This is a genomic window from Collimonas sp. OK307, from assembly GCF_900113705.1.
Taxonomy (GTDB): Bacteria; Pseudomonadota; Gammaproteobacteria; order Burkholderiales; family Burkholderiaceae_D; genus Collimonas.
The window spans coordinates 801,694-822,777 of the sequence record NZ_FOQI01000001.1 but is presented as its reverse complement, the minus strand read 5'-3'; the positions used below and the strand labels follow the sequence as shown (position 1 = coordinate 822,777).

General features: G+C 55.7%; 19 protein-coding genes and 2 pseudogenes. 17 read left to right on the top strand and 4 right to left on the bottom strand.

Annotated features, from left to right (window positions below; genetic code table 11):
• From dgoD to BM205_RS03635, 10 genes and pseudogenes are all read left to right on the top strand, one after another.
• Nucleotides 1-607, top strand: a 607-nt coding sequence (gene dgoD / locus BM205_RS03685) for a galactonate dehydratase (protein ID WP_092412580.1), incomplete at its 5' end; no start/stop codon positions are given.
• A 485-nt stretch (nt 608-1,092) separates the two neighbouring features.
• Complete coding sequence (locus BM205_RS03680) at nt 1,093-2,082, top strand: arabinose ABC transporter substrate-binding protein (RefSeq protein WP_092412578.1); 990 nt, start codon at nt 1,093-1,095, stop codon at nt 2,080-2,082.
• Between the two features lie 121 nt (nt 2,083-2,203).
• The gene (gene araG, locus BM205_RS03675; protein WP_092412576.1) at nt 2,204-3,721 is read left to right on the top strand and encodes an L-arabinose ABC transporter ATP-binding protein AraG; all 1,518 of its coding nucleotides are present in this window, start codon (nt 2,204-2,206) and stop codon (nt 3,719-3,721) included.
• A gap of 6 nt (nt 3,722-3,727) precedes the next feature.
• Nucleotides 3,728-4,657: pseudogene (araH, locus tag BM205_RS03670) on the top strand (L-arabinose ABC transporter permease AraH); the annotation flags it as partial.
• A 49-nt stretch (nt 4,658-4,706) separates the two neighbouring features.
• Nucleotides 4,707-5,483 (top strand): SDR family oxidoreductase, encoded by a 777-nt coding sequence (locus BM205_RS03665; RefSeq protein WP_092412572.1) that lies wholly within the window; start codon nt 4,707-4,709, stop codon nt 5,481-5,483.
• A 66-nt stretch (nt 5,484-5,549) separates the two neighbouring features.
• A complete protein-coding gene (gene araD, locus BM205_RS03660) occupies nt 5,550-7,283 on the top strand; it encodes an L-arabinonate dehydratase (protein ID WP_092412570.1) in 1,734 nt (577 codons plus the stop codon).
• A gap of 14 nt (nt 7,284-7,297) precedes the next feature.
• The gene (locus tag BM205_RS03655; protein ID WP_092412709.1) at nt 7,298-8,194 is read left to right on the top strand and encodes an SMP-30/gluconolactonase/LRE family protein; all 897 of its coding nucleotides are present in this window, start codon (nt 7,298-7,300) and stop codon (nt 8,192-8,194) included.
• 32 nt (nt 8,195-8,226) lie between these two features.
• Nucleotides 8,227-9,123, top strand: a complete 897-nt coding sequence (locus tag BM205_RS03650) for a dihydrodipicolinate synthase family protein (protein WP_092412568.1) — start codon at nt 8,227-8,229, stop codon at nt 9,121-9,123.
• A gap of 26 nt (nt 9,124-9,149) precedes the next feature.
• Nucleotides 9,150-10,211: an aldose epimerase family protein gene (locus tag BM205_RS03645; protein WP_092412566.1), complete on the top strand. Its 1,062-nt coding sequence runs from the start codon at nt 9,150-9,152 to the stop codon at nt 10,209-10,211.
• A 573-nt stretch (nt 10,212-10,784) separates the two neighbouring features.
• Nucleotides 10,785-11,867 (top strand): porin, encoded by a 1,083-nt coding sequence (locus BM205_RS03635; RefSeq protein ID WP_371326448.1) that lies wholly within the window; start codon nt 10,785-10,787, stop codon nt 11,865-11,867.
• Nucleotides 11,868-12,240: 373 nt separating this feature from the next.
• Here BM205_RS03635 and BM205_RS03630 read toward each other — a convergent pair whose 3' ends face one another.
• Both BM205_RS03630 and BM205_RS03625 read right to left on the bottom strand, forming a co-directional pair.
• Nucleotides 12,241-13,137, bottom strand: coding sequence for a PhzF family isomerase (locus tag BM205_RS03630; protein ID WP_092412705.1), 897 nt, complete (start codon nt 13,135-13,137; stop codon nt 12,241-12,243).
• An 11-nt stretch (nt 13,138-13,148) separates the two neighbouring features.
• Nucleotides 13,149-13,526, bottom strand: coding sequence for a RidA family protein (locus BM205_RS03625; RefSeq protein ID WP_092412562.1), 378 nt, complete (start codon nt 13,524-13,526; stop codon nt 13,149-13,151).
• 97 nt (nt 13,527-13,623) lie between these two features.
• Here BM205_RS03625 and BM205_RS03620 point away from each other — a divergent pair, with 97 nt between their 5' ends.
• The gene (locus BM205_RS03620) at nt 13,624-14,526 is read left to right on the top strand and encodes a LysR family transcriptional regulator (protein ID WP_092412560.1); all 903 of its coding nucleotides are present in this window, start codon (nt 13,624-13,626) and stop codon (nt 14,524-14,526) included.
• 79 nt (nt 14,527-14,605) lie between these two features.
• On the opposite strand, the gene BM205_RS03615 is transcribed toward BM205_RS03620, so the two are convergent.
• On the bottom strand, nt 14,606-14,971 hold the full coding sequence (locus tag BM205_RS03615; protein WP_092412558.1) for a darcynin family protein: 366 nt from the start codon (nt 14,969-14,971) through the stop codon (nt 14,606-14,608).
• 99 nt (nt 14,972-15,070) lie between these two features.
• Between BM205_RS03615 and BM205_RS03610 the strand changes: the two genes are divergently transcribed.
• Nucleotides 15,071-15,691: a TetR/AcrR family transcriptional regulator gene (locus tag BM205_RS03610; RefSeq protein ID WP_092412556.1), complete on the top strand. Its 621-nt coding sequence runs from the start codon at nt 15,071-15,073 to the stop codon at nt 15,689-15,691.
• A 336-nt stretch (nt 15,692-16,027) separates the two neighbouring features.
• On the opposite strand, the gene BM205_RS03600 is transcribed toward BM205_RS03610, so the two are convergent.
• A complete protein-coding gene (locus tag BM205_RS03600) occupies nt 16,028-16,810 on the bottom strand; it encodes an IclR family transcriptional regulator domain-containing protein (RefSeq protein ID WP_092412552.1) in 783 nt (260 codons plus the stop codon).
• Between the two features lie 131 nt (nt 16,811-16,941).
• On the opposite strand from BM205_RS03600, the gene BM205_RS03595 reads away from it, so the two are divergent.
• The 5 genes and pseudogenes from BM205_RS03595 to BM205_RS03575 all read left to right on the top strand — a co-directional run bounded on the left by BM205_RS03595 (nt 16,942) and on the right by BM205_RS03575 (nt 21,069).
• Nucleotides 16,942-17,841, top strand: a complete 900-nt coding sequence (locus tag BM205_RS03595; RefSeq protein WP_092412550.1) for a VOC family protein — start codon at nt 16,942-16,944, stop codon at nt 17,839-17,841.
• Nucleotides 17,834-18,682: a shikimate dehydrogenase family protein gene (locus BM205_RS03590; RefSeq protein WP_092412548.1), complete on the top strand. Its 849-nt coding sequence runs from the start codon at nt 17,834-17,836 to the stop codon at nt 18,680-18,682. The genes BM205_RS03595 and BM205_RS03590 overlap by 8 nt, the downstream gene beginning before the upstream one ends.
• Complete coding sequence (locus BM205_RS03585; RefSeq protein WP_092412546.1) at nt 18,679-19,566, top strand: sugar phosphate isomerase/epimerase family protein; 888 nt, start codon at nt 18,679-18,681, stop codon at nt 19,564-19,566. The genes BM205_RS03590 and BM205_RS03585 overlap by 4 nt, the downstream gene beginning before the upstream one ends.
• Nucleotides 19,567-19,648: 82 nt before the next feature.
• Nucleotides 19,649-19,886 (top strand): annotated as a pseudogene (locus BM205_RS03580) (type II 3-dehydroquinate dehydratase); the annotation flags it as partial.
• Between the two features lie 61 nt (nt 19,887-19,947).
• Nucleotides 19,948-21,069: a porin gene (locus BM205_RS03575; protein ID WP_092412544.1), complete on the top strand. Its 1,122-nt coding sequence runs from the start codon at nt 19,948-19,950 to the stop codon at nt 21,067-21,069.
• The last annotated feature ends 15 nt before the right edge of the window (nt 21,070-21,084 follow it).

The following is a 21,084-nucleotide window of genomic DNA, read 5'->3' as shown; positions in this document are numbered from 1 at the left end:
CGTCGATTTTCATGGCCGGGTGCACAAGCCGATGGCAAAGGTCCTGATCAAGGAACTGGATCCGTACAAACTGATGTTCATCGAAGAACCGGTGCTCAGTGAAAACTACGAAGCTCTGAAAGAACTGGCACCGCTGACCAGTATCCCGATCGCACTGGGCGAGCGGCTGTATTCCCGTTGGGATTTCAAGCGCATCCTGAGCGAAGGTTATGTCGATATCATCCAGCCCGATGTTTCTCACGCCGGCGGCATCACAGAAACCCGCAAAATCGCCACCATGGCCGAAGCCTATGATGTGGCGGTGGCATTGCATTGCCCGCTCGGTCCGATTGCGCTGGCTGCTTGCCTGCAAGTTGACGCGGTGTCGTACAACGCGTTCATCCAGGAACAAAGCCTGGGTATCCACTACAACGAGAGCAACGATTTGCTCGACTATGTGAAAAACCCTGAGGTATTCGCCTACGACAAAGGTTACGTGACCATCCCGCAAGGACCGGGGCTGGGCATCGAAATCAACGAGGAATATGTCAAGGAACGGGCTGCTGTCGGCCACCGCTGGCGCAATCCGATCTGGCGTCACAAGGATGGCAGCTTCGCAGAGTGGTAGAAATAACGATTAAAAAGGGGCAGCCATAGCCTCATTCCTACAACTATCAATCAATTCAATCTAAAAGAATCCAACAGGAGACATGCATGCGACATGCGCCGCCGGACACTAGCAAATCAAACCTTCCCCAGATTTGGCGCAGGCAACCCGACTAACAGTTCATGGTCATGAGAAACGGATCATGGACGGGGTTTGGTCGTAGGACTATTCGGAACAGAAAATCGGGGGTTCATGCTATTCAGCGCTCATCTCGTTTTCTGCGAACGTCGGCCCCCGGGTCAATATTCAGTTGGCGCCAACACATACATCCATCGTCTGAACATGAAGAGCTCAATCCGCAATTCTACACAATGACCTGATCGTCATTCTGAGAAATAACCGGACCGATGAAGCCGCGGCCATCGGCCTGGTGTTGTATGAAGCCGCACAGTGGGGCAGTTTGCCGTGATGCAGCCCCGATTTGATACTAACAAGGAGACTTTTACATGAAAAATATAATTCGAAAATCGATTGCCATGTTGGGCTTTGCCACGATAGCGCTGGCTAGCCATGCTGCGATGGCTGAGGAAACCAAGATCGGCTTCCTGGTCAAGATGCCTGAAGAAGGCTGGTTCCAGGAAGAGTGGCGTTTTGCAGAGCAGGCGGCAAAGGAAAAAGGTTTCACGCTGATCAAAATCGGTGTTCCTAATGGCGAAAAAGTGATGAGCGCCATTGATAATCTCGCGGCGCAACATGCGCAAGGCTTTGTGATTTGCGTGCCCGATGTCAAGTTGGGTACGGCTATCGTTGCCAAGGCAAAACAACTCAACCTGAAGTTTTCTACTGTAGACGATCGCCTGATCGACGGCAAAGGCAAGCCGATCGAAAGCGTGCCGCACATGGGGATTTCCGCCTTTGAAATCGGCAAACAGGTCGGAGCGGGTCTGGTCGCTGAGATGAAAGCGCGGGGATGGAACATGAACGAGGTTGGCGCGTTGCGCATTTCGTTTGACGAACTTCCTACAGCCAAAGAGCGCACTGACGGCGTTCTCGATGCGCTTAAGGCAGCTGGCTTCCCATCGGCCAACATCATCAATGCACCTGAAGTGAAGACAGATACAGAGAGTGCTTTCAATGCAGGGAACACCGCGTTGCTGAAAAATCAGAAATTCAAAAAATGGCTGGCTTTCGGTTTGAACGACGAGTCTGTCCTGGGTGCCGTACGCGCCGCAGAAGGCCAGGGCATCAAGGCAGACAGCATGATCGCCATCGGTATTGGCGGCAGCGCCTCCGCTGTCAGTGAATTCGCGAAGAAAGACGTGACGGCATTTTTGGGTACGGTCTTGATCAGCCCGAAGCGTCATGGTTATGAAACCGCGGTGAACATGTACGACTGGACAAAGAACGGCAAGGCCCCGCCAGCCTTGGTCCTTACCAGCGGCAAGATCATGTACCGCGGCAACCAAAAAGAAGTCAAGGCTGAAATGGGCTTGTAAGCCATGTAGGCGGGTATTAACCCGCCATGCAAGCACTAGCCAGGCTGCGCCGGGACCTGTCGGGCGACCGGTGCAGCCTTCATGACAAATAAGCAGATCGCCCAGCGCGAGGAGACTGCCAGTGGGCACCTATCTACAATTTTTATCAATCAGCAAGCAGTTTCCTGGCGTGAAAGCGCTTGACGGCGTGTCGTTTGACGCCGCCGAGGGACAAGTCCATGGACTGATGGGCGAAAACGGCGCCGGAAAATCCACCCTCCTGAAAATCCTGGGTGGTCAATACGTCCCGTCGTCGGGGCAAATCCTGATTGGTGGTAAGGAACAGCATTTCCATAGCGCTAGCGACTCGATCGCTGCCGGCGTTGCGATCATCCACCAGGAACTGCAATATGTGCCTGACATGTCGGTGGCCGACAACCTCATGCTGGGACATTTCATTTCAAAGTTTGGCTATCTGCGTGAGTCAGCTGCCCTGGAGTTGGTCAGGTCGGAGTTGGAGCGAATGGGCGTTGACATCGATCCGCGCGCCAAATTGCGAGATCTGTCCATTGCACAGCGACAGATGGTTGAGATTTGCAAGGCATTGATGCGTGATGCCAAGATCATCGCCCTGGACGAGCCTACCAGCAGCCTCTCCAATCGCGAAACCGAAATTCTGTTTCGCATGGTGGATGACCTGAAGCGCAAGAATAAGGCTTTGATTTATATCTCCCACCGCTTAGATGAGATCTATCGTTTGTGCGACAGCTGCACCGTCTTCAGGGATGGACGCAAGGTGGTGTCCTATCCGTCGTTGAGCCAGGTATCCCAGCACGAGTTGATTAACCAGATGGTGGGGCGTGAAATTGCGGATATCTATGACTACCAGTCTCGCCCCCTGGGTCCGGTGGTTCTGAAGGTCGAAAACATGCAAGGCAAGTCCGTGCCGCAGCCATTGAGTTTTGAGGTTCGCCAGGGTGAAATCGTTGGTTTTTTCGGTTTGGTGGGTGCGGGCCGAAGCGAATTGATGAAGTTGGTTTATGGTGCCGACAGCATGGATGCCGGCAAAATTTTTCTGGATGACCAGGAATTGCGAGGGATTGGAATCCAAAACTCGATTGCCAACGGCATTGTGTTTTGCCCGGAGGACCGGAAGGAAGAGGGGATTGTGGGCGGACGTTCGGTGTCAGAGAACATCAACATGAGCGTACGACGCCATGATCGCAAGTTCAGGTTTTTCGTCGACGATAAAAAAGAAGCCGCAACGGCAGACCGATTCATCAAATTGCTGAAAATTAAGACACCGAGCCGATCCCAGGAAATTCGTCTTCTATCGGGCGGCAATCAGCAAAAAGCCATTCTGTCACGCTGGCTGGCCGAGCCTAATCTGAAAGTCATCATCATGGACGAGCCCACGCGCGGCATTGATGTAGGCGCAAAGCATGAAATCTACGCCGTGATGTACGAGTTAGCGCGTAAGGGCTGCGGCATTGTAATGGTGTCTAGTGAACTACCCGAGGTGCTGGGCGTGTCTGACCGCATTGTGGTGATGTGCCAAGGGCAGATTGTGGGTGAAGTGAGCCACGAAGCTGCCAATGAAAACAAGGTGCTTGCAATGGCTTTGCCCAAGAGCGCCATTGCTTCAACAATTGAAAATTGAGATAACATGAAAAAACATTCATCCTTGATGCGACGGGTAATCGAAGACTACAGTCTGATTTTTATCTTTGTCGTGATGTTCGTGACCTTGTCGCTGACCGTACCGTATTTTTTTTCGCAGCAAAACATAATTGGGCTTGGTCTTTCTGTATCGCAAATTGGCATGCTCGCCTGCACCATGATGTTTTGCCTGGCCTCGCGTGACTTCGATCTTTCGATTGGTTCAACCGTGGCATGTGCAGGTGTGGTTTGCGCAATGGTGCTGAACAAGACAGACAGCATAACGATCGGTATTTTGGCCAGCCTGGCGTGTGGAGCCATTGTCGGCTGGGTCAACGGCGCGGTGATCTCCTACCTGCGTGTCAATGCGCTGATCACCACCCTGGCGACCATGCAAATCGTGCGCGGCATGGCCTTCCTTGCCTCTGGCGGGCAAGCGGTCGGGGTCACGAACGAGAGCTTTTTCAGCCTGGGTACGAGCATGCTGCTGGGCATTCCTACTCCGATTTGGATCACCGTACTGTGTTTTGTGGTGTTCGGCGTGATGTTGAACAAGACGGTGTATGGACGCAATACCCTGGCAATCGGGGGAAACCCGGAAGCCTCGCGGCTCGCAGGCGTCAACGTTGCAAAAACCCGTGTCTACATCTTCCTGATCCAGGGCGCTGTAGCAGGTTTGGCGGGCGTCATCCTGGCCTCGCGCATTACGAGCGGTCAACCCAATGCGGCGCAAGGTTTTGAGCTCAGCGTGATCTCGGCCTGTGTGCTGGGCGGAGTTTCCCTGATGGGCGGACGCGCCACCATCAGTGGCGTGGTGGTAGGGGTGCTCATCATGGGAACCGTAGAGAACGTGATGAGTCTGCTCAACGTGGACTCCTTCTACCAATATGTTGTGCGGGGCACGATTTTGTTGTTGGCCGTGTTGGTCGATCAGCTCAAAAGTCGCGCTGACTGAGCTTCAACGACCCATCTGAAATGGAAAAAACATGACTCATCGACTTCAAGGAAAAATTTGCATCGTGACCGGTGCTGGCCAAGGCATCGGTGCTGCAGTGGCGGACTGCTTCGCCAGGGAAGGCGCCAGCTTGGTGATTGCCGAACTGGATGAGGCTGTGGGTGCTGCCAAAACTCGTGAACTCGTAGCGCAAGGCGCTTCCGCGCTGTTCGTCCGTACCGATGTGGCGCAGGTCGAATCGGTTCAGGCCATGGTGGCCGCAACACTGGCACGGTTCGGGCGCATCGATGTGCTGGTTAACAACGCGGGTATCAACGTTTTCCGGGAACCTCTGAAAACGACGGTGGATGACTGGAAATTGTGCATGTCGGTCGATCTGGACGGTGTGTGGCATTGTTGTCAGGCCGCGCTGCCTGCCATGCTCGACGGTGGCGGTGGCAGCATTATCAATATGGCCTCGACGCATTCCTTTTCCATCATTCCGGGATGCTTTCCGTACCCGGTGGCCAAGCACGGCGTGATTGGCTTGACTCGGGCGCTGGCGCTGGAGTACGCGGCCCGCGGCATACGCGTCAACGCGATTGCACCGGGCTATATCGAAACACGCCTGAATATCGAGCACTGGAATAGTTTTCCCGATCCGGCTGCTGCCCGGCAAGCTACTTGCGATCTGCTTCCGCCTAAGCGCATCGGGCGTCCCGAGGAGGTTGGGATGACGGCAGTTTTTCTGGCGTCTGACGAAGCGCCGTTCATCAACGCCAGCACCATCGTCATTGATGGTGGACGATCGGTTGTGTATCACGACTGATTCGGTACTCGGAATATCACGGGAAGCCTCAATTCCCGCAATTACAAAGCCAATTCTGGAGACGCTATGACAGAACCAAAACGCCCGACTCGCCGCTTGCGCTCGCAAGCCTGGTTCGGCGGCGACGACAAAGATGGTTTCATCCACCGCAGCTGGATGAAAAACCAGGGTTATCCGAACGATGCATTTGATGGCAGGCCAGTGATTGGCATCTGCAACACCTGGTCTGAACTAACGCCTTGCAACGGTCATTTCCGCGATCTGGCCGAGGCCGTCAAGCGCGGCGTCCTGGAGGCGGGTGGTTTTCCGGTCGAGTTTCCCGCCATGTCGCTGGGGGAATCGAATTTACGTCCAACCGCCATGCTGTTCCGTAATTTGGCCAGCATGGATGTGGAAGAATCGATCCGCGCCAATCCGATCGACGGTGTGGTACTGCTAACCGGTTGTGACAAAACTACCCCGGCGCTGTTGATGGGAGCGGCCAGCGTCGATCTGCCGACCATCGTCCTGTCGGGCGGTCCTATGCTGAACGGCAATTACCGCGGCAAACCTATCGGTTCCGGCACCGACGTCTGGAAATTCTCGGAAGACTTGCGTGCGGGCCGCATGACCTTGAGCGATTTCAAGCAGGCCGAATCGTGCATGTCGCGCTCGACCGGGCACTGCATGACCATGGGCACAGCTTCGACCATGGCCAGCATGGTGGAGGCGCTGGGCGTCACCTTGCCAGGTAATGCAGCGATTCCGGCTGTCGATTCGCGGCGCAAGCTGCAGGCGCAAATGACGGGACGGCGCATCGTCGATATGGTGCATGAAGATTTGAAACTGTCGCAGATATTGACCAGGCCGGCGTTTGAGAATGCCATCATGGTGAATGGTGCAATCGGGGGTTCGACCAATGCCGTGGTGCATTTGCTGGCGATTGCCGGCCGTATTGGCGTCGACTTGACCCTGGCGGACTGGGACCGGCTGGGGCGCAATATCCCGTGCTTGCTGAACCTGATGCCGTCAGGCCGGTATCTGATGGAAGATTTTTATTATGCGGGCGGCTTGCCGGTGATTATCCGCGAACTGCTGGGAAGTTTGCACGGCGAGGCGCTGACCGTCACCGGGACCAGCCTCGCGGCCAATGTCGAGGATGCGGAAAATTTCAATCCCGATGTCATCCACCCGCTGGCCGAACCATTCAAGGAAGAGGGCGGCATCGCGGTCTTGAAGGGCAATCTGTCACCGCGCGGAGCGATCATCAAGCCATCGGCCGCAACGCCGGCGCTGATGCAGCATCGCGGCCGTGCCGTCGTGTTTCACAGTATCGAGCATTACAAGGAAAGAATCGACAATCCCGATCTCGACATTGACGCCAGCTGTGTCATGGTGCTGCAAAACTGCGGTCCGAAAGGCTATCCGGGCATGGCAGAAGTGGGCAACATGGGCTTGCCGAAAAAATTGCTGGAGCAGGGCGTCCAGGACATGGTACGCATCTCGGATGCGCGCATGAGTGGCACCGCGTTTGGCACCGTGGTGTTGCACGTTGCACCGGAAGCGGCGATGGGCGGGCCGCTGGCGCTGGTGCGCGACGGCGACATGATCGACCTCGATGTGGCGGCGCGGCGTCTCCACCTTGATGTCAGCGATGAAGAACTGGCCCGTCGGCGCGCAGAATGGCAGGCTCCTGTTCCGGCCATGCGCGGCGGTTATCAGTCCATGTATATCAAGCACGTACTGCAAGCCGATCAAGGTGTCGATCTGGATTTTCTGGTTGGCTGCCGCGGTTCTGCAGTGCCGCGTGAATCGCACTGAACATGGACGGCAACATGAGTGGGGCGAAGCAACTCGATCTGCTGGTCGATGCCCAGAACCATCTGGGGGAGGGCGTGCTGTGGTGCGAGCGCAGCCGTCGGGTCTACTGGACCGATATCGTGGCGCAGCGGCTGCATTGTTATTGTCCGGATAGCGGCGCGTGCAAGGAATGGATCATGCCGGACCGGCTGTCCTGCTTTGCATTCACTGCAGATGAAAACATTTTTTTGTTGGGGCTGGCATCGCGGCTGGCTTATTTCGATCTGCGCACCGAGACCGTCACCGATATCTGTGCGGTGGAAGCCGATTTGCAGATGACGCGGGTCAATGACGGCCGTTGCGATCGGCAGGGCCGCTTTGTGTTCGGCACCATGGATGAGCGGCTTAGCAAAGAGTTGACAGGCAGTTTTTATCGACTTAATCACGATCTGAAACTGGAACGTCTGTCCTTGCCGAAGATCGCCATCGCCAACAGTATTTGTTTCAGTGTCGATGGCAGCGCCATGTATTTTTGCGATTCGATAGGGAAAATCATCTACCGTTGGGACGGCTACGCGCGCGGTGATACCTCGCAGGTCACCGTGTTTGCCGATCTCGGCTCCGACCGCGCCGCGCCTGATGGCGCGACTATCGACGCCGATGGATTCCTATGGAGCGCACAATGGGGCGGCGCCCGTGTGGTGCGTTACACACCGGGTGGCAGCATTGACCGTACGTTGCATCTGCCGGTGTCGCAGCCAAGCTGCGTCTGCATCGGCGGTACCCAGCTCAACCAGCTGTTTGTGACGACAGCGCAGGAATCGCTTTCGGTCGGCATGCTGATCGAGGAGCCGCTGGCCGGCGGCCTGTTCCATAAGCTGCTCAATGATGTGCGCGGTTTGCCAGAGGTGCGCTTCGGCGGACGTATATAACCATTACAAATGAACGAAATCAAGGGCCAGGCATGACAAATTATCAGGGCATCTATCCGATTCTGTATGCGTTCTTCAAGGCCGACGGGACGCTGGACCGCAACGCCATGCGGGCTCAGGTCGAGGCCAGTATTCGTCACGGCGCGCATGGCATTGCCATCCTCGGCCTGGCGACTGAAGCCAACAAACTGTCGACCGGTGAGCGTCGTCAGGTGATGGAATGGGCGGCCGAGGATGTTGCCGGCCGGGTACCGCTAGCGGTAACCATCAGCGAGCCGAATATTCCCGAATATGTGGCGTTTGCCAAGGCAGCCGCAGGACTGGGAGCCGACTGGGTGGTACTGCAGCCGCCGGTTGGCCGGAGCGTGCCCGAGACTGAATATATTCATTTTTTCGGCGCGGTGGCCGACGCTTGTCCGGTGCCGGTGGCAATCCAGAACGCCGCCATGTATTTGGGCACCGGCTTGTCTGATACCGGGTTGAAAGTGCTGGGCCGGAATCATCAGAACGTAAAAATCCTGAAGGCCGAAGGTACTGCCGCCGCAATCCGGAAAACCATTGAAACTACCGATGGTATGTTCACTGTCTTCAACGGCCGTGGCGGTTTGGAGCTGCCGGATAATTTGCTGGCCGGCTGTGCCGGACTTATTCCGGCCCCGGAGTGTTTCGATGTGCAGGTCAAAATTTACAATCTGATCCACCAAGGCGGCGAAGATAATCTGCAACAGGCACTGGCGCTGTACCGCGAGATATTGCCGCTGATTGTGTTCCTGATGCAGTCGATCGATAACTTCCTGTGCTATGGCAAGCGTCTGACCGCACGCCGTCTGGGACTGGAACAGGTGTTTGACCGCGCCCCGGCGCTGGCGCCTGATGCTTTTGGTTTGGCCACGCTCGAACGTTATAGCGATCACTTGCTGGCCTGGTAGCACTCTGTGTGGTAAAGGATGCCAGCATGAAAAATGTGGAATCGGCCATGGAGGTTTGGCATGAATCATTGGGTGCTGTTGCACCTGGTTTGTTTCGAATTCATGTGCGAGGTGCGCGGGTCTGGCTGACATTTCTGAACGTCGGTGCGCGCATCGAACGCTGGCGCCGCCTCACCAGGGATGGTGATTGGGTAGATCTATGTCTTTTCTATCCCGATCCGAGGCAAGCCTTGGCGGATCAGGTATCGATGGGGGTGACCGTAGGGCGGTTTGCAAACCGTATTGCCAATGGCGAGTTCCCGATGAACGGTAAAATCGTACGCCTGGAGCGCAATGACTCCGGGAAGAATCATGTCCACGGCGGCGCGCTGGGATTTGGTCAACGCCTGTGGCAACTGAAAAGCATGGGCTCGCGCGGCGTGGAGTTCAGTTTGCATTCCCCGGATGGAGACCAAGGTTATCCGGGTTCTGTGGAAATGGAAGTTTGCTATGACCTCGAGTCCGAAGACCAGTTGCGCATCGTCCACGGAGCCTTTTGCGCACAAGAAACGATCATCAACACCACCAACCATGCCTATTTCAATCTGCATGGGGTTTCGCTGAGCGCGGGCGGGGTACATCTGCCAAGCATCATGGACCACCGATTGCAAATTGCCGCGGACCAGTATCTGCATGATCGTGGTGACTTTATCCCCTCGGGTGCAGTGCTGGAGGTCGAAAATACGACTTTTGACTTTCGGGTGGCGCGGACCTTGTCCGAGCAGGTGCCACGAATGCCCCGCGGATGTTTCAACACCACATATGTGAACCCTCAGCGCGATCCAACCCGCATGCTGGCGCACGTTAGTTCTCCAGGATCTCCGTGGACGCTTAGTGTGGGGAGCGATGCACCCGGCGCAATTTTTTATAACGGATTCGTACTTTCCAAAGAGCGTACTTTTGGCCTGTATGGGCCGTTGTCTGGATTGTGTATCGAGCCCCAAAACTATCCTGATTGCGTCAATCATCCTGGGTGGCCCTCGGCGGTAGCGGGCCCTTCGCAACCTTATTCACGAACCATCATTTATCGATTAGCGGAGAGGCAGTGATAAACGTCGCGGTTAGCGCGGCCATGTCTCTCGCTATTTGACAACGCCATCCGGCTGTAGGTAAAGCGAGATGCCTTTACCTGAAAATTACCCAAATCTCAGTTTTGAAAATTCCTCTTTGATGCATCTTGATTTTTTTAGATGGCTTATCAAACGGCGAGAGTGTTGCAATTTAGCACAAAATGAATCCTATATATTGGGATTTGATATCATATATTGACAGTTAATTTGACTTGAAATACAGTGAGTCAAAATCCTCTCCGCGCAATATTTTCAACCAGACCGACGAATCAGGCTCAGCGTCAAAGATCGCTAATCGCATCGAAGCGGCCAGCCGCCGCGGGGATTGGCGCGAGGCGCCTGCCTGTCGATACCGGTTGCGACCGATCAAATTGAAGATGCAACGAATGGATATGACGTAGGCGGTGATAGGCGAAGACGGCATTTGTGACTTTCTGTGCTGTCGCCGGTTAGTACCAGTTTTGCGTTCGACAGACTTCGAAAGAAGGCTCGATTTTCATCTCAAAAAAAAGACGGATATTGAGCAAAATTAAACTAAAAAGGAGACTCAACATGCAACAGAAAAAATTCAAATTGCAATGCATTCGAGCGGCGGTCGTCACGATGTTGATCGCTGCCGCTTGTGCTCAGGCACAGGCGCAGACCAGCGTCACTATCTATGGCCGGGTTGATGCCGGCGTCGACTATCAAACCAATGTTGCGCTGAAAGATGCCAAAGGCAATCTGACCGGACAAACTGGCAGCAAGCTGGGGGCATCCGGCAACCAGTGGGGCACCAGCATGATCGGTTTCAAAGGCACTGAAGATCTGGGTGGCGGACTGAGCGCCTTCTTCTTGTTGGAATCCGGTTTTGACGCCACCAACGGCAGCACCAACGGTAGCGCCTTGTTCAATCGGCGTTCATACGTCGGCTTGAACGGCAGCGCCGGTTCGATCAAGTTCGGTAAAAACCTGTTTATCGTCAACGACATCTGGAACCTCGATCCTACCGGCCAGCAATTCATGAGTACGCAGAATCTGGTCAACGGTCGCAACTGGCCAGGCGCCAACAACGTCATCGAATACCAGACCCCAACCTGGGGCGGTTTTAACGCCACGGTGCAAACCAGTCTGGGCGAGCAGGCCGGTTCCACCAAGAATGGTCGTAAAGACGGTATTTCGCTGCTGTACACCACCGGCGGCCTCGAACTGCGTGCCATCTATGACGTTATCCGCGATGCCAACGGCCGTTATACCGACGTCTACACGGCTTCCAAGGATCTGATTGTGGGCGGCACCTTCACCGTGGACCAGTTGAAAATGTTCGCCGGATACGAGAATGTCTCGGCCCCGGACACCGCTGCGGCTACTGCTCCGGACAAGATCAATCATTACTGGATCGGCGCCAACTACGCGGTGACACCGGCATTGACACTGATCGGCGCTGCTTACCATGCCAAGCTCAATCACGATGCGGGCAGTGCTAGCCTGTTCGTGGTCGGCGGCACTTACAATTTTTCGAAACGGACTTTTTTGTACCTGGATGTTGGCACGGTACGCAACAAGGGTAATGCCAATTTTGGAACGGAGTTCGACAACCCGTTGCCAGGCCATGCGCAAAACGGCGGTTATGCAGGTATCAGCCATTCCTTCTAAGCGAGTTTGATATAGCTACTAGATAACCAAGTATCGTCCCCCTCACGGATCTTGCCGGATCTCGGAGGTTGGAGGCAACAGTCTTGCGATTGTTGCCTTTTTTTTTCGAGGGATATGGCGCCCCTGATCGCCGTCGTAGTCTGAGGCCGACCTGTGGACTAATGGTATGGACGCCCTCTCTCGGGAGCGGTAAGTTTAAAGTTGAGATTCCTCAACCCTCCAAGGAGTCCACCATGGAAGCGCACACGATAGGGATTGATCTAGCGAAAAGACACTATGCGCCATGGATTGTGGTGGAGCGCGTTCACCCATATGTCGCAAAGCATTTCAGCTTGGATCTTTGGAGGCGAAAGCCGGAGCTGATTTTGAATATCTAGAGCAGTAGTGGCGCTGTGAACAATATCACTGCGTCACCTTTGATTGAAACCTGAATCGGTTCCTCATTCTGAATATCGACCAGGACACTGACTACTCCATCCCTTCCGATTGCTCGGCCTTGGTGTCCATTAAAATGCAAGCGCCGGCCGTCATGATTCATCAGTCGGTGCTTGACCAGATAGGCTCCAAGCGGACCATTAGCGTTGCCGGTGACTGGATCCTCTCGGATGCCGATGGCGGGAGCGAACATCCGCCCGTCGGTTGCCGCGCCATCGCAATGAACGAGAAATGGAAAATATCCGTTGCATCCGATGATGGCACTAAGTGCGGCGAGGGCTGAGTGGTCGGGGGTAATCGCATCGAGCGAAACGCCAGTTCGTAGTGGCACCATCACCTTTGAGTGTCCCGTAGAGACGATCTGCACCGGGTTTGTTTCATGCAGATCGGATTCGGTCAGACCTAAAGCGTTTGACAGTGCGCGGCGCGAGGCCGCGTCGAATGGTTCACCAAAAAAAATCGGCCCCTGTCGCATAAGTATCCGATAGTCGTCTGCGCAAACCTCGATATGAATGGTCTGAATCCCGGCACCGGTCTTTTGTCTCAGTACCACATTTCCCAGTCCCAGCCACTTTGCGCGCGCATAGTGGGCAGCGATCGTGGCATGACCGCAGATCGGCACCTCGGTTGACGGTGTGAAGTAGCGAATATGAACGTCGTAATCACCGCTGTGAGACTCCATCACAAACGCAGTCTCAGAGTGCTTCAACTCGCTCGCAAGGTCTTGCATTTGCCGTTCGCTGAGCGAATCGGCATTGAGCACGACACCTGCGGGATTGCCACGAAAGGGGGTTTTTGTGAAGGAGTCGACATGGAACAACTGAGGTGTGCTCATTGCTGGCTCTTTCATACAGCCGCAACGAGTGTTGCCTGCGCAGCATAACCTTTTCTGATCTGCGGCACGCAGATCACCGCTCGAGCGGGACGATGTGATCCAAAGAAGGCCGCTAACAAGTCATTTGCTACATCCCAATCGTCGAGGCTTATTAGATAGAGTGTAAATGAAATCACTTTTTGTTCGCTGCTTCCCGCGGCAGCGAGTATATCTAGGCAATTCCTGAGCAACTGTTGCATTTGATCTTTAAATGGGGTTTCGGCTGTGACGGCGTCCGTTTCGCGAACGGAGGGAAGCGTTCCTGATACATAGACATGCCCAGCATAAATCATCGCCGGCACATAGTGACCATGGTTCGGATCGTTCGCAAGTAAAACGGGGTTCAACATGATTTAGCCCTGTATTAATAGAAAGCCCAATACTAACAATTACAATAAAAGAAGATAATAGCTATAAATTCAAGACACTCATTCCCTGGAAAACTTAATGGAAGAGCCATCCTTTCACCTCGCGCGAGCGTTCGTCAGTGTCGTCGAACATCGTAGTTTCGCAAAAGCGGCCCAAGATCTTAAAATGACGCCATCGTCAGTTAGCAGGTTGGTAAAAGCGCTTGAACAACAATTAGGCATAAAACTCATCAATCGCACAACGAGAGCAATGTCGCTGACGGATGCGGGGCAGTCTTTTTTCTCAGACTGCGGGATAGCGTTCGAGCAACTCGGGAATGCATATCGGCGGGTTCGCGATCAGCAAGATCAACTAAGGGGAACGTTAAAACTTAGTGTGCCAGTATCATTCGGCCGTAGCCATGTGATCCCATATATATCAGGCTTTATGGAGGCCTTTCCCCATCTGCAACTTGATCTTCTCATGACCGATCGCTATGTTGACGTGGTCGCAGAGGGAATTTCGCTTGCAATCAGGATTGGCCACCTGGAGGACTCTTCACTTATCGCAAAGAAGCTAATGAGCAATCGCAGGATTCTGGTCGCGGCCCCGTGCTATCTGCAAAAGCACGGTCCGATGCGAACGGTTGACGATCTCAAACAGCACGAGTGCCTTGTCTTAACCGTCAATCGCGACGGTGAACTGTGGCGCCTGAATGGCCCTCAAGGTGAATGCTCAGTGAGGCCCCAGGGGCGGGTGCGCGCTGATAATGGCGATGCAATCCGGCGCTTCGCCATTGATGGCTTGGGCGTTGCATTTTTGTCAGAAGTAACGGTGACGGAATCGATCAGGTCGGGCGTTCTGAATCAAATTCTTCCAGACTGGAGTGGACGGGATACTGGGGTCTACGGCGTTTGTCCAACTAGTCCTATTGCGTCTGCAGCCAAAGCAGTCATCGCGTTCCTGACCCATTGTTGGGCCGAAGAAGAAATTGGGTTTTGAGGGCTCTTATGACAGGGGCGCTGCGTTTGCGAGAGTATGGCGGGCGGGTCAACTCAGCAAGCAAACGAGCATCCCGCACTCAGGACGCCTGCAAAGCAACCCTGTCGTAATTTTTCGCGTAGGCGTTTTCGACACCCGGCAAAATCTCGACAATCGCGAAATAGCGATCCCAGAATGGCGTTTCGCGCAGGTCTTCCACCAGTAGTTCGTAGGCATGATGGCTGCTCGCTTCCCACATCCACAGGTCGGTCACGCGGGCTGAATAGAATTCAATGTCGTAGAAACGCAAGCTGACGTGCTCGGCGTGCTTCTTCAAGATCGGCTCCAGATATTCGCGCAGCAGGCGGAACCGTTCGTCGATAGGGAAGCTCAGCCATTCTGGCATTGTTTTCACGAGCATGAAAATGGTCAGTTCGATTTGTATTGGTTTTACGGAGGTGGTCATGGTGATGATTCCAGTGAGAGTGAAAGGCAAGTTGCCGTGTTTCGCGAAACAAGTTCATAATACGAGCTATCGCTCACATTTAAAACTCGCGTTCACCTCATGCCGAAATCATCCGCCGCGCAGCGCCTGAAGCCCCGCAAATTGCCGGTCCAGGCGCGTTCAGCGCAAACCGTAGAAGCCGTGCTGGAAGCAGCTGCTCGCATTTTCGAGACGCAAGGAATTGCAGCCTGCACCACCAATGCGGTCGCAGAACGCGCAGGCGTCAGCGTCGGCTCGTTGTACCAGTACTTTCCAAACCGCGATGCACTGACCGTCGCGTTGATCGAACGCGAGACGGCGCAGTTGCTGGTGGATGTTGAGCGCGTCGGGCAAGGCCGGACCGCGCTTGGTTGTATCGAGGGCATGGTGCGGGCCGCAGTGGCGCATCAGATGCGGCGGCCGGAATTGGCGAGGCTGATCGATTTCGAAGAAAGACGGCTGCCGTTAGGCGAGCGCAACCAGCGCGTCGCTGACACCATCCATACGCAGCTTACGGGCGCGCTGCAAATGCCCGATGCGCCGCGGCTGGCCGACAGGGAACTGGTTGCCCATGATCTGTTGGCTATCGTCCATGGCATGGTCGATGCCGCCGGCGAGCGCGGCGAACTTGATGCTGCCGCACTGGAGCAGCGTGTCATGCTGGCGGTGAACGGCTATTTGCAAGGTGCGTCGTCTGCCTGATCGATGATAATCTAGTGGTCGGAGCCGCCAGGGTTACTAACATTCCAGCCCCCACCGTTCCGGGAGTCGTTACCACGTCCATAGTCGTTGCCGCGTCCATAGTCTCGGCCTTGGTAACCTTCTCTGCCCCTGTTGTGGTCGCGTTGTTCAAATCCGTTCCCACCGCCATAGTAGTCACCGCCCCGACCGTACGGCTCCGCTACACATCCACCGAGGAACACGGTTGTCAGCGCAAACAAAATGGTGAAACGTTTCATGGCGAACTCCTCGGCTATTGGCGACATTTGTTTGGACAGCAATGTTTGCTTACCGTTCAGATTAATCGGCTCCGCCGATTCACACCCACATCATCAAAGTATTGGCGGTAGCCTGTAGTACCGGCAGGCAGCGCGCCGTCGCTTCGGCTTTTGAGCAGTTGGAGATCATCATAGAGACGCTTAACGCGCCGATCAGGGTGCCGCGGCGGCTCTTGATCGGCACGGAGATGCCGCGTAGCCCGATTTCATATTGGTTTTCTGTAACGCCAAAGCCATCTTCGCGGATGGCGATCAGTTCCCGGAACAGCTGTTCCTTGTCCGTCACGGTCAGGTGGGTGTAGGCGACCAGGTCGATGCGGTCCAGATAGGCGCGCAACTCGACGTCCGGCAAGGCCGACAGCAATACCCGGCCGGCGGTCGAAGTGTAGGCCGGCAGGCGCGTGCCGGGCTCGAAACCGGTAGTCAGCAGCCGTGGAGCATTGACGCGGCTGACGTAGACCACGTCGTCGCCTTCCAGTACGGAATAATTGGTCGACTCCTGCAGTTGCAAGGTCAGCCGTTGCAGGAATGGCACTATCGCGCGCGGCAGCCGCGCCGAATCCAGATAGGAGCGCCCCAGGTTGAGTACCTTGGGCGTGAGCCAGAAACTGCGGCCGTCGGTGGCCGCCAGGCCGATATGTACCAGTGTCAATAAATAACGGCGCGCTGCGCTGCGGCTGAGCGCTACTTTTTCCGCCAGTTCGCTCGCCGTCAGGCGCACCGTATCGTCATTGAACGCGGTGATCACATCGATACCTTTGATCAAGCCGTCGATCAGATCGCGCTTGGCGACTTCAACTTCCAGTAACTCAGGTTTTTTCACGCCAAATAACTCCAAAAATGCGCGCTAATCGCTCAATATGCGCGATTAGCGCATTATTGCATGTTTTAGGCACTGTTTTTCTCGATATGCCATTCCTATACTTGGCCTGACTACTTCAGCCAAGGATCAGCATGACTGTGCAAGAACACAATCCGGAACCGAATAATCCGCTCGGCATCGACGGCATTGAATTCATCGAATATGCCAGCGCCCAGCCATTGGCGCTGGGAGCGTTGCTGGAACAAATGGGATTTGTGGCGACTGCCCGTCACCGCTCGCGTGAGGTGACTTTGTACCGCCAGGGCACGATGAATGTGATCGTCAATGCAGATCCATCCTCTTTGCCGCAAGCCGACAGCGAGCCGCAAGCGACAGTCATCAGCGCGATTGCGCTGCGGGTACGTGACGCCGATGCCGCGTACCGCCATGCGATCGAGATGGGCGCCTGGGCGATCCAGACCCGCGCCGGTGTGATGGAGTTGAATATCCCGGGCGTGCACGGGGTCGGCGACTCGATCCTGTATTTCGTCGATCGCTTTCGCGATTTCTCCATCTATGACGTCGACTTCAAGCCGATCTTGAACGCGCCAGCCAATCCGCCGGCACTGGCCGGCATGCATTTCTTTGGCGTGGTGCAAACGATCGGGCGCGACCGTTCGCCGGAATGGATTAATTTTTACCAGCAGTTGATGGACTTCCGGCCGTTGCCGCAAGGCCGCTATTTCGGTGTCTTGCCTAAAGGAGTTTTGCTGGAAAGCCCATGCCACGGTTTTTATTTGCAACTGGTAGAGCCGCCTGAAGGCGCCGCCGGCTTGCAGTGGGATGAGCAATTGGTGCGTGTCGGACTAGGCGCACCTGATGTGCTCGACGCCGTGCGGCAGTTGAAACAAAGGGGCATCGTGTTCATCGACCGCGAACCGGCACAGGCCAGCGAGAAGGGCGCGCTGACGCAACTCTACAAAAGCGGCATCAGTTTCGAACTGGTAGTTAGTCGCCAAGATATCCGCCACCAGGAGCAGCAACATGCTTGAGATTTCCGGCAACACCCGTATTTTCCCGGTGATCGGCTGGCCGGTCGAGCAAGTCAAAGCGCCGGCCTTGTTCAACGCTTACTTCAAGCAGCACGACATCGATGCCCGTGTGATTCCGCTCAAGATCGCGCCGGCTGGATATATTTCCGCGGTGCGCATGTTGATGGCAGCCGAGAATGTAGGCGGCATCCTGGTATCGATCCCGCACAAGCCGATGAGCGTGGACGCGGTCGATCAGCCGACATCGCGCGCAGTCTTGGCGGGCGCTTGCAATGCCATCTATAAAAGCGCGGACGGCCAGACCCTGATCGGCGACCTGATCGATGGCGAAGGTTTCATCCGCGCCTTCGACCGCACGTGCGGCAGCACGCCATTCGACTGGCCACGCGCCAGAGCATTGGTGGTCGGCAGCGGCGGCGTCGGCTGTGCTGTGGCTGCAGCGCTGGCGGCGCGCGGCATTGGCCATGTCGCCATTTACGATACGCGCCAGGAGCAAGCCGAAGCGCTGCAGCAGCGCCTGCAGAAAATGTTCGGCGCCACCGAAGTGGTAATCGGGGCGCCGTCCGCCGCAGGTTATGACTTGGTCGTCAACTCGACGCCGCTTGGCATGAGCGCGGACGATCCGCTGCCGCTTGACCTGAATGGCATCGCACCGTCTTGCATCGTCGCCGATTGCGGCATGAAGATTGAAATGACGCGGTTGCTGGTGGAAGCGCAGCGCCATGGCTGCCGTATCCAGAAGGGACGCGAGATGATGATCGAACAAGCGCCGCTGTATCTGGAGTTGTTCGGATGGTCGGGTGTGTCGTCGGATGCATTTCGCGAGCTGGGGGCGATATGAATCTGAGTAATTTCGGCATGGACAGTATCACCTTGGCGGGACCGCTGGAGTCGAAACTCAATGCCTCCAAGGCGGCAGGATTTTCGCAAATCATGTTGTGGGCCAAGGACCTGGCCGGCCATCCCGGTGGCCTGGAGCAGGCGGTGCGCCTGGTCAGGGCGAGCGGGATTCGTGTTACCGGCATCCAGGTCATGCGCGACTTCGAGGGATTGTCCGGTGCCTTGCATGAATACAAACTCGACATCGCCAAGAACATGCTGCATGTGTGCCAGGCGGTCGGCGCACCGCTGTTGATGGTTTGCTCCAGCACCTCCAGCCACGCTAGCGGTGAATTGCCATTGATCGCGCGTCACCTCGCAAAGTTGGCGACGCTGGCGGTGCCGCTGGGTGTGCGTATCGGCTATGAAGCGTTGTCGTGGGGCCGTCATGTCAACCAGTATACGCAATCGTGGGAAGCAGTAGAACTGGCTGACCACGCCAACCTGGGCGTCGTGATCGATTCTTTTCACATGCTGGCGAATCAGGCCGACCTAGATGGTTTGCAAGATATTCCGAGCGACAAGATCGCGATGGTGCAGTTGTCGGATTTCATGTGGCGTGATATCCGCAGCGCCGAAGAGCGGCTGGAAACGGCGCGCCACCTGCGCGTATTTCCAGGCGAGGGCGCGCATTCGAAAGAACTGTCCGATTTGTTGCGCCGGCTGGATCGGGGCGGCTATCGCGGCGACTACAGTTTCGAAGTCTTCAATGACGATTATCTGCAACTGTCGCCCGATATCGTGGCCCGCCGTGCCCACCGTGCCGCCAAATGGGTGACCGATCAGGTCCTGCGACGCAGCCTGCAGGTGCGTCAACCGGGTGCGGGACATCCGACCATGGCTTAGCCGTCCGCAGCAAGCGGTACAAAAACCATAGCCGCAAACAAAAAAAATAACGCGGCTTTAGCAAGGTTATCGAGGAGACAGCATGACCCCACACCCAAAATCCGTTCTGGTTCTGAACGGCCCGAACCCGAATCTGCCAGGTTGCCGCGAACCGGCCGTGTATGGCAGTCAGACCCTGGCTGGCGCAGTGTTCAACGCCGGCGCCTATACCCACCCATGCTTCGATTGCCCTGCATGACGCTATTAAGGGCGCTGCCGTCGACCTGGTCGAATTGCACCTCTCGAACGTCCACGCGCGGGAACCGTTTCGCCATCACTCGTAGTTCTCGCTGTAATGAATCATTAATCGTTAACCATAAAAACAAACCAAATGGAGATGTCATGAAGATAAAATTCGTCGCTGCCTGCAGCCTCGCCGGCTGTTCGGCTCTGACGCAAGCTCAGTCCAACGTCACCTTGTATGGAGACGTCGACCAGTACCTGGGCTATATTCACAGCAGTAGCGGCACCAGTGTCGTCGGCCTTAACGATGGCGCCATCTTGCGTAGTCGGCTTGGCTTGCGCGGCGTGGAAAAACTGGGCGGCGGCTACCAGACCAAATTCACCCTGGAGCAGGGGTTGAACGCCAATACCGGTGGTGCGGCGGATTCCAGCCGTCTGTTCGACCGCCAGGCATGGGTCGGCATGAATACGCCGGCAGGTGAGTTCCGTATCGGGCGCCAGAACAGCATTCCGTTCTTCATCGGCGGTGCTATCGATTACACCGAACGCACGACTTATGGTTCGATCATAAATACCTTCGGTGTACCGTCGCGTTACGACAATGACCTTTCCTACAAGTCGCCACGTCTGGCCGGCTTTCAGCTGGACGCGCATTATGCGCTGACGGAAACCGCGGGCGAGGGCGTAGGAGCACGCGGCGTCTATCAATTCGGGCTGGACTACAGCAAGGGACCGTATCGCGCAGGTTACGCCGGACTGTGGGCGAAGCCGGCGGCGAATACACTGTATTCAGAGCGCGTGGTCTATCACAACCTGTATGCGAATTACGACTACGGCAAGGGCAAGCTTTATTTCGCCTACGTACGCAGCAACAACGTGACAGCCAATGCCAGCGGCAATAACGCAACCGCGATCCTCAGCAACGTCAGCATCCCCAACAATGCCTTCGCGGGAAATAATCCAGACGTGCTGCGCATGTACAACATTTATCAGATATCGGCCGACTATCGTCTCAGCCCGCAACTGCGGATCGGCGCCTTGTACGGTGTGATGCAAGACACGTCACACCGGGATTCAGGCGCGCACGGCGGCAACTTCGGGGCTTACTACGATTTATCCAAGCGCACCACGCTCTACAGTTTTGCCAATTACATGAAAAACGACGCCAACGCCGGTTTCCGTTTCAGTGGTTCCGCCGGCCCTGCCGCCAACCTGGCCGGAGCAGACATCAACGGCAAAAGCCTGATCGGTTTGCAAGCCGGCATTCTGCATCGGTTTTAACGCGTCGCTTTAACA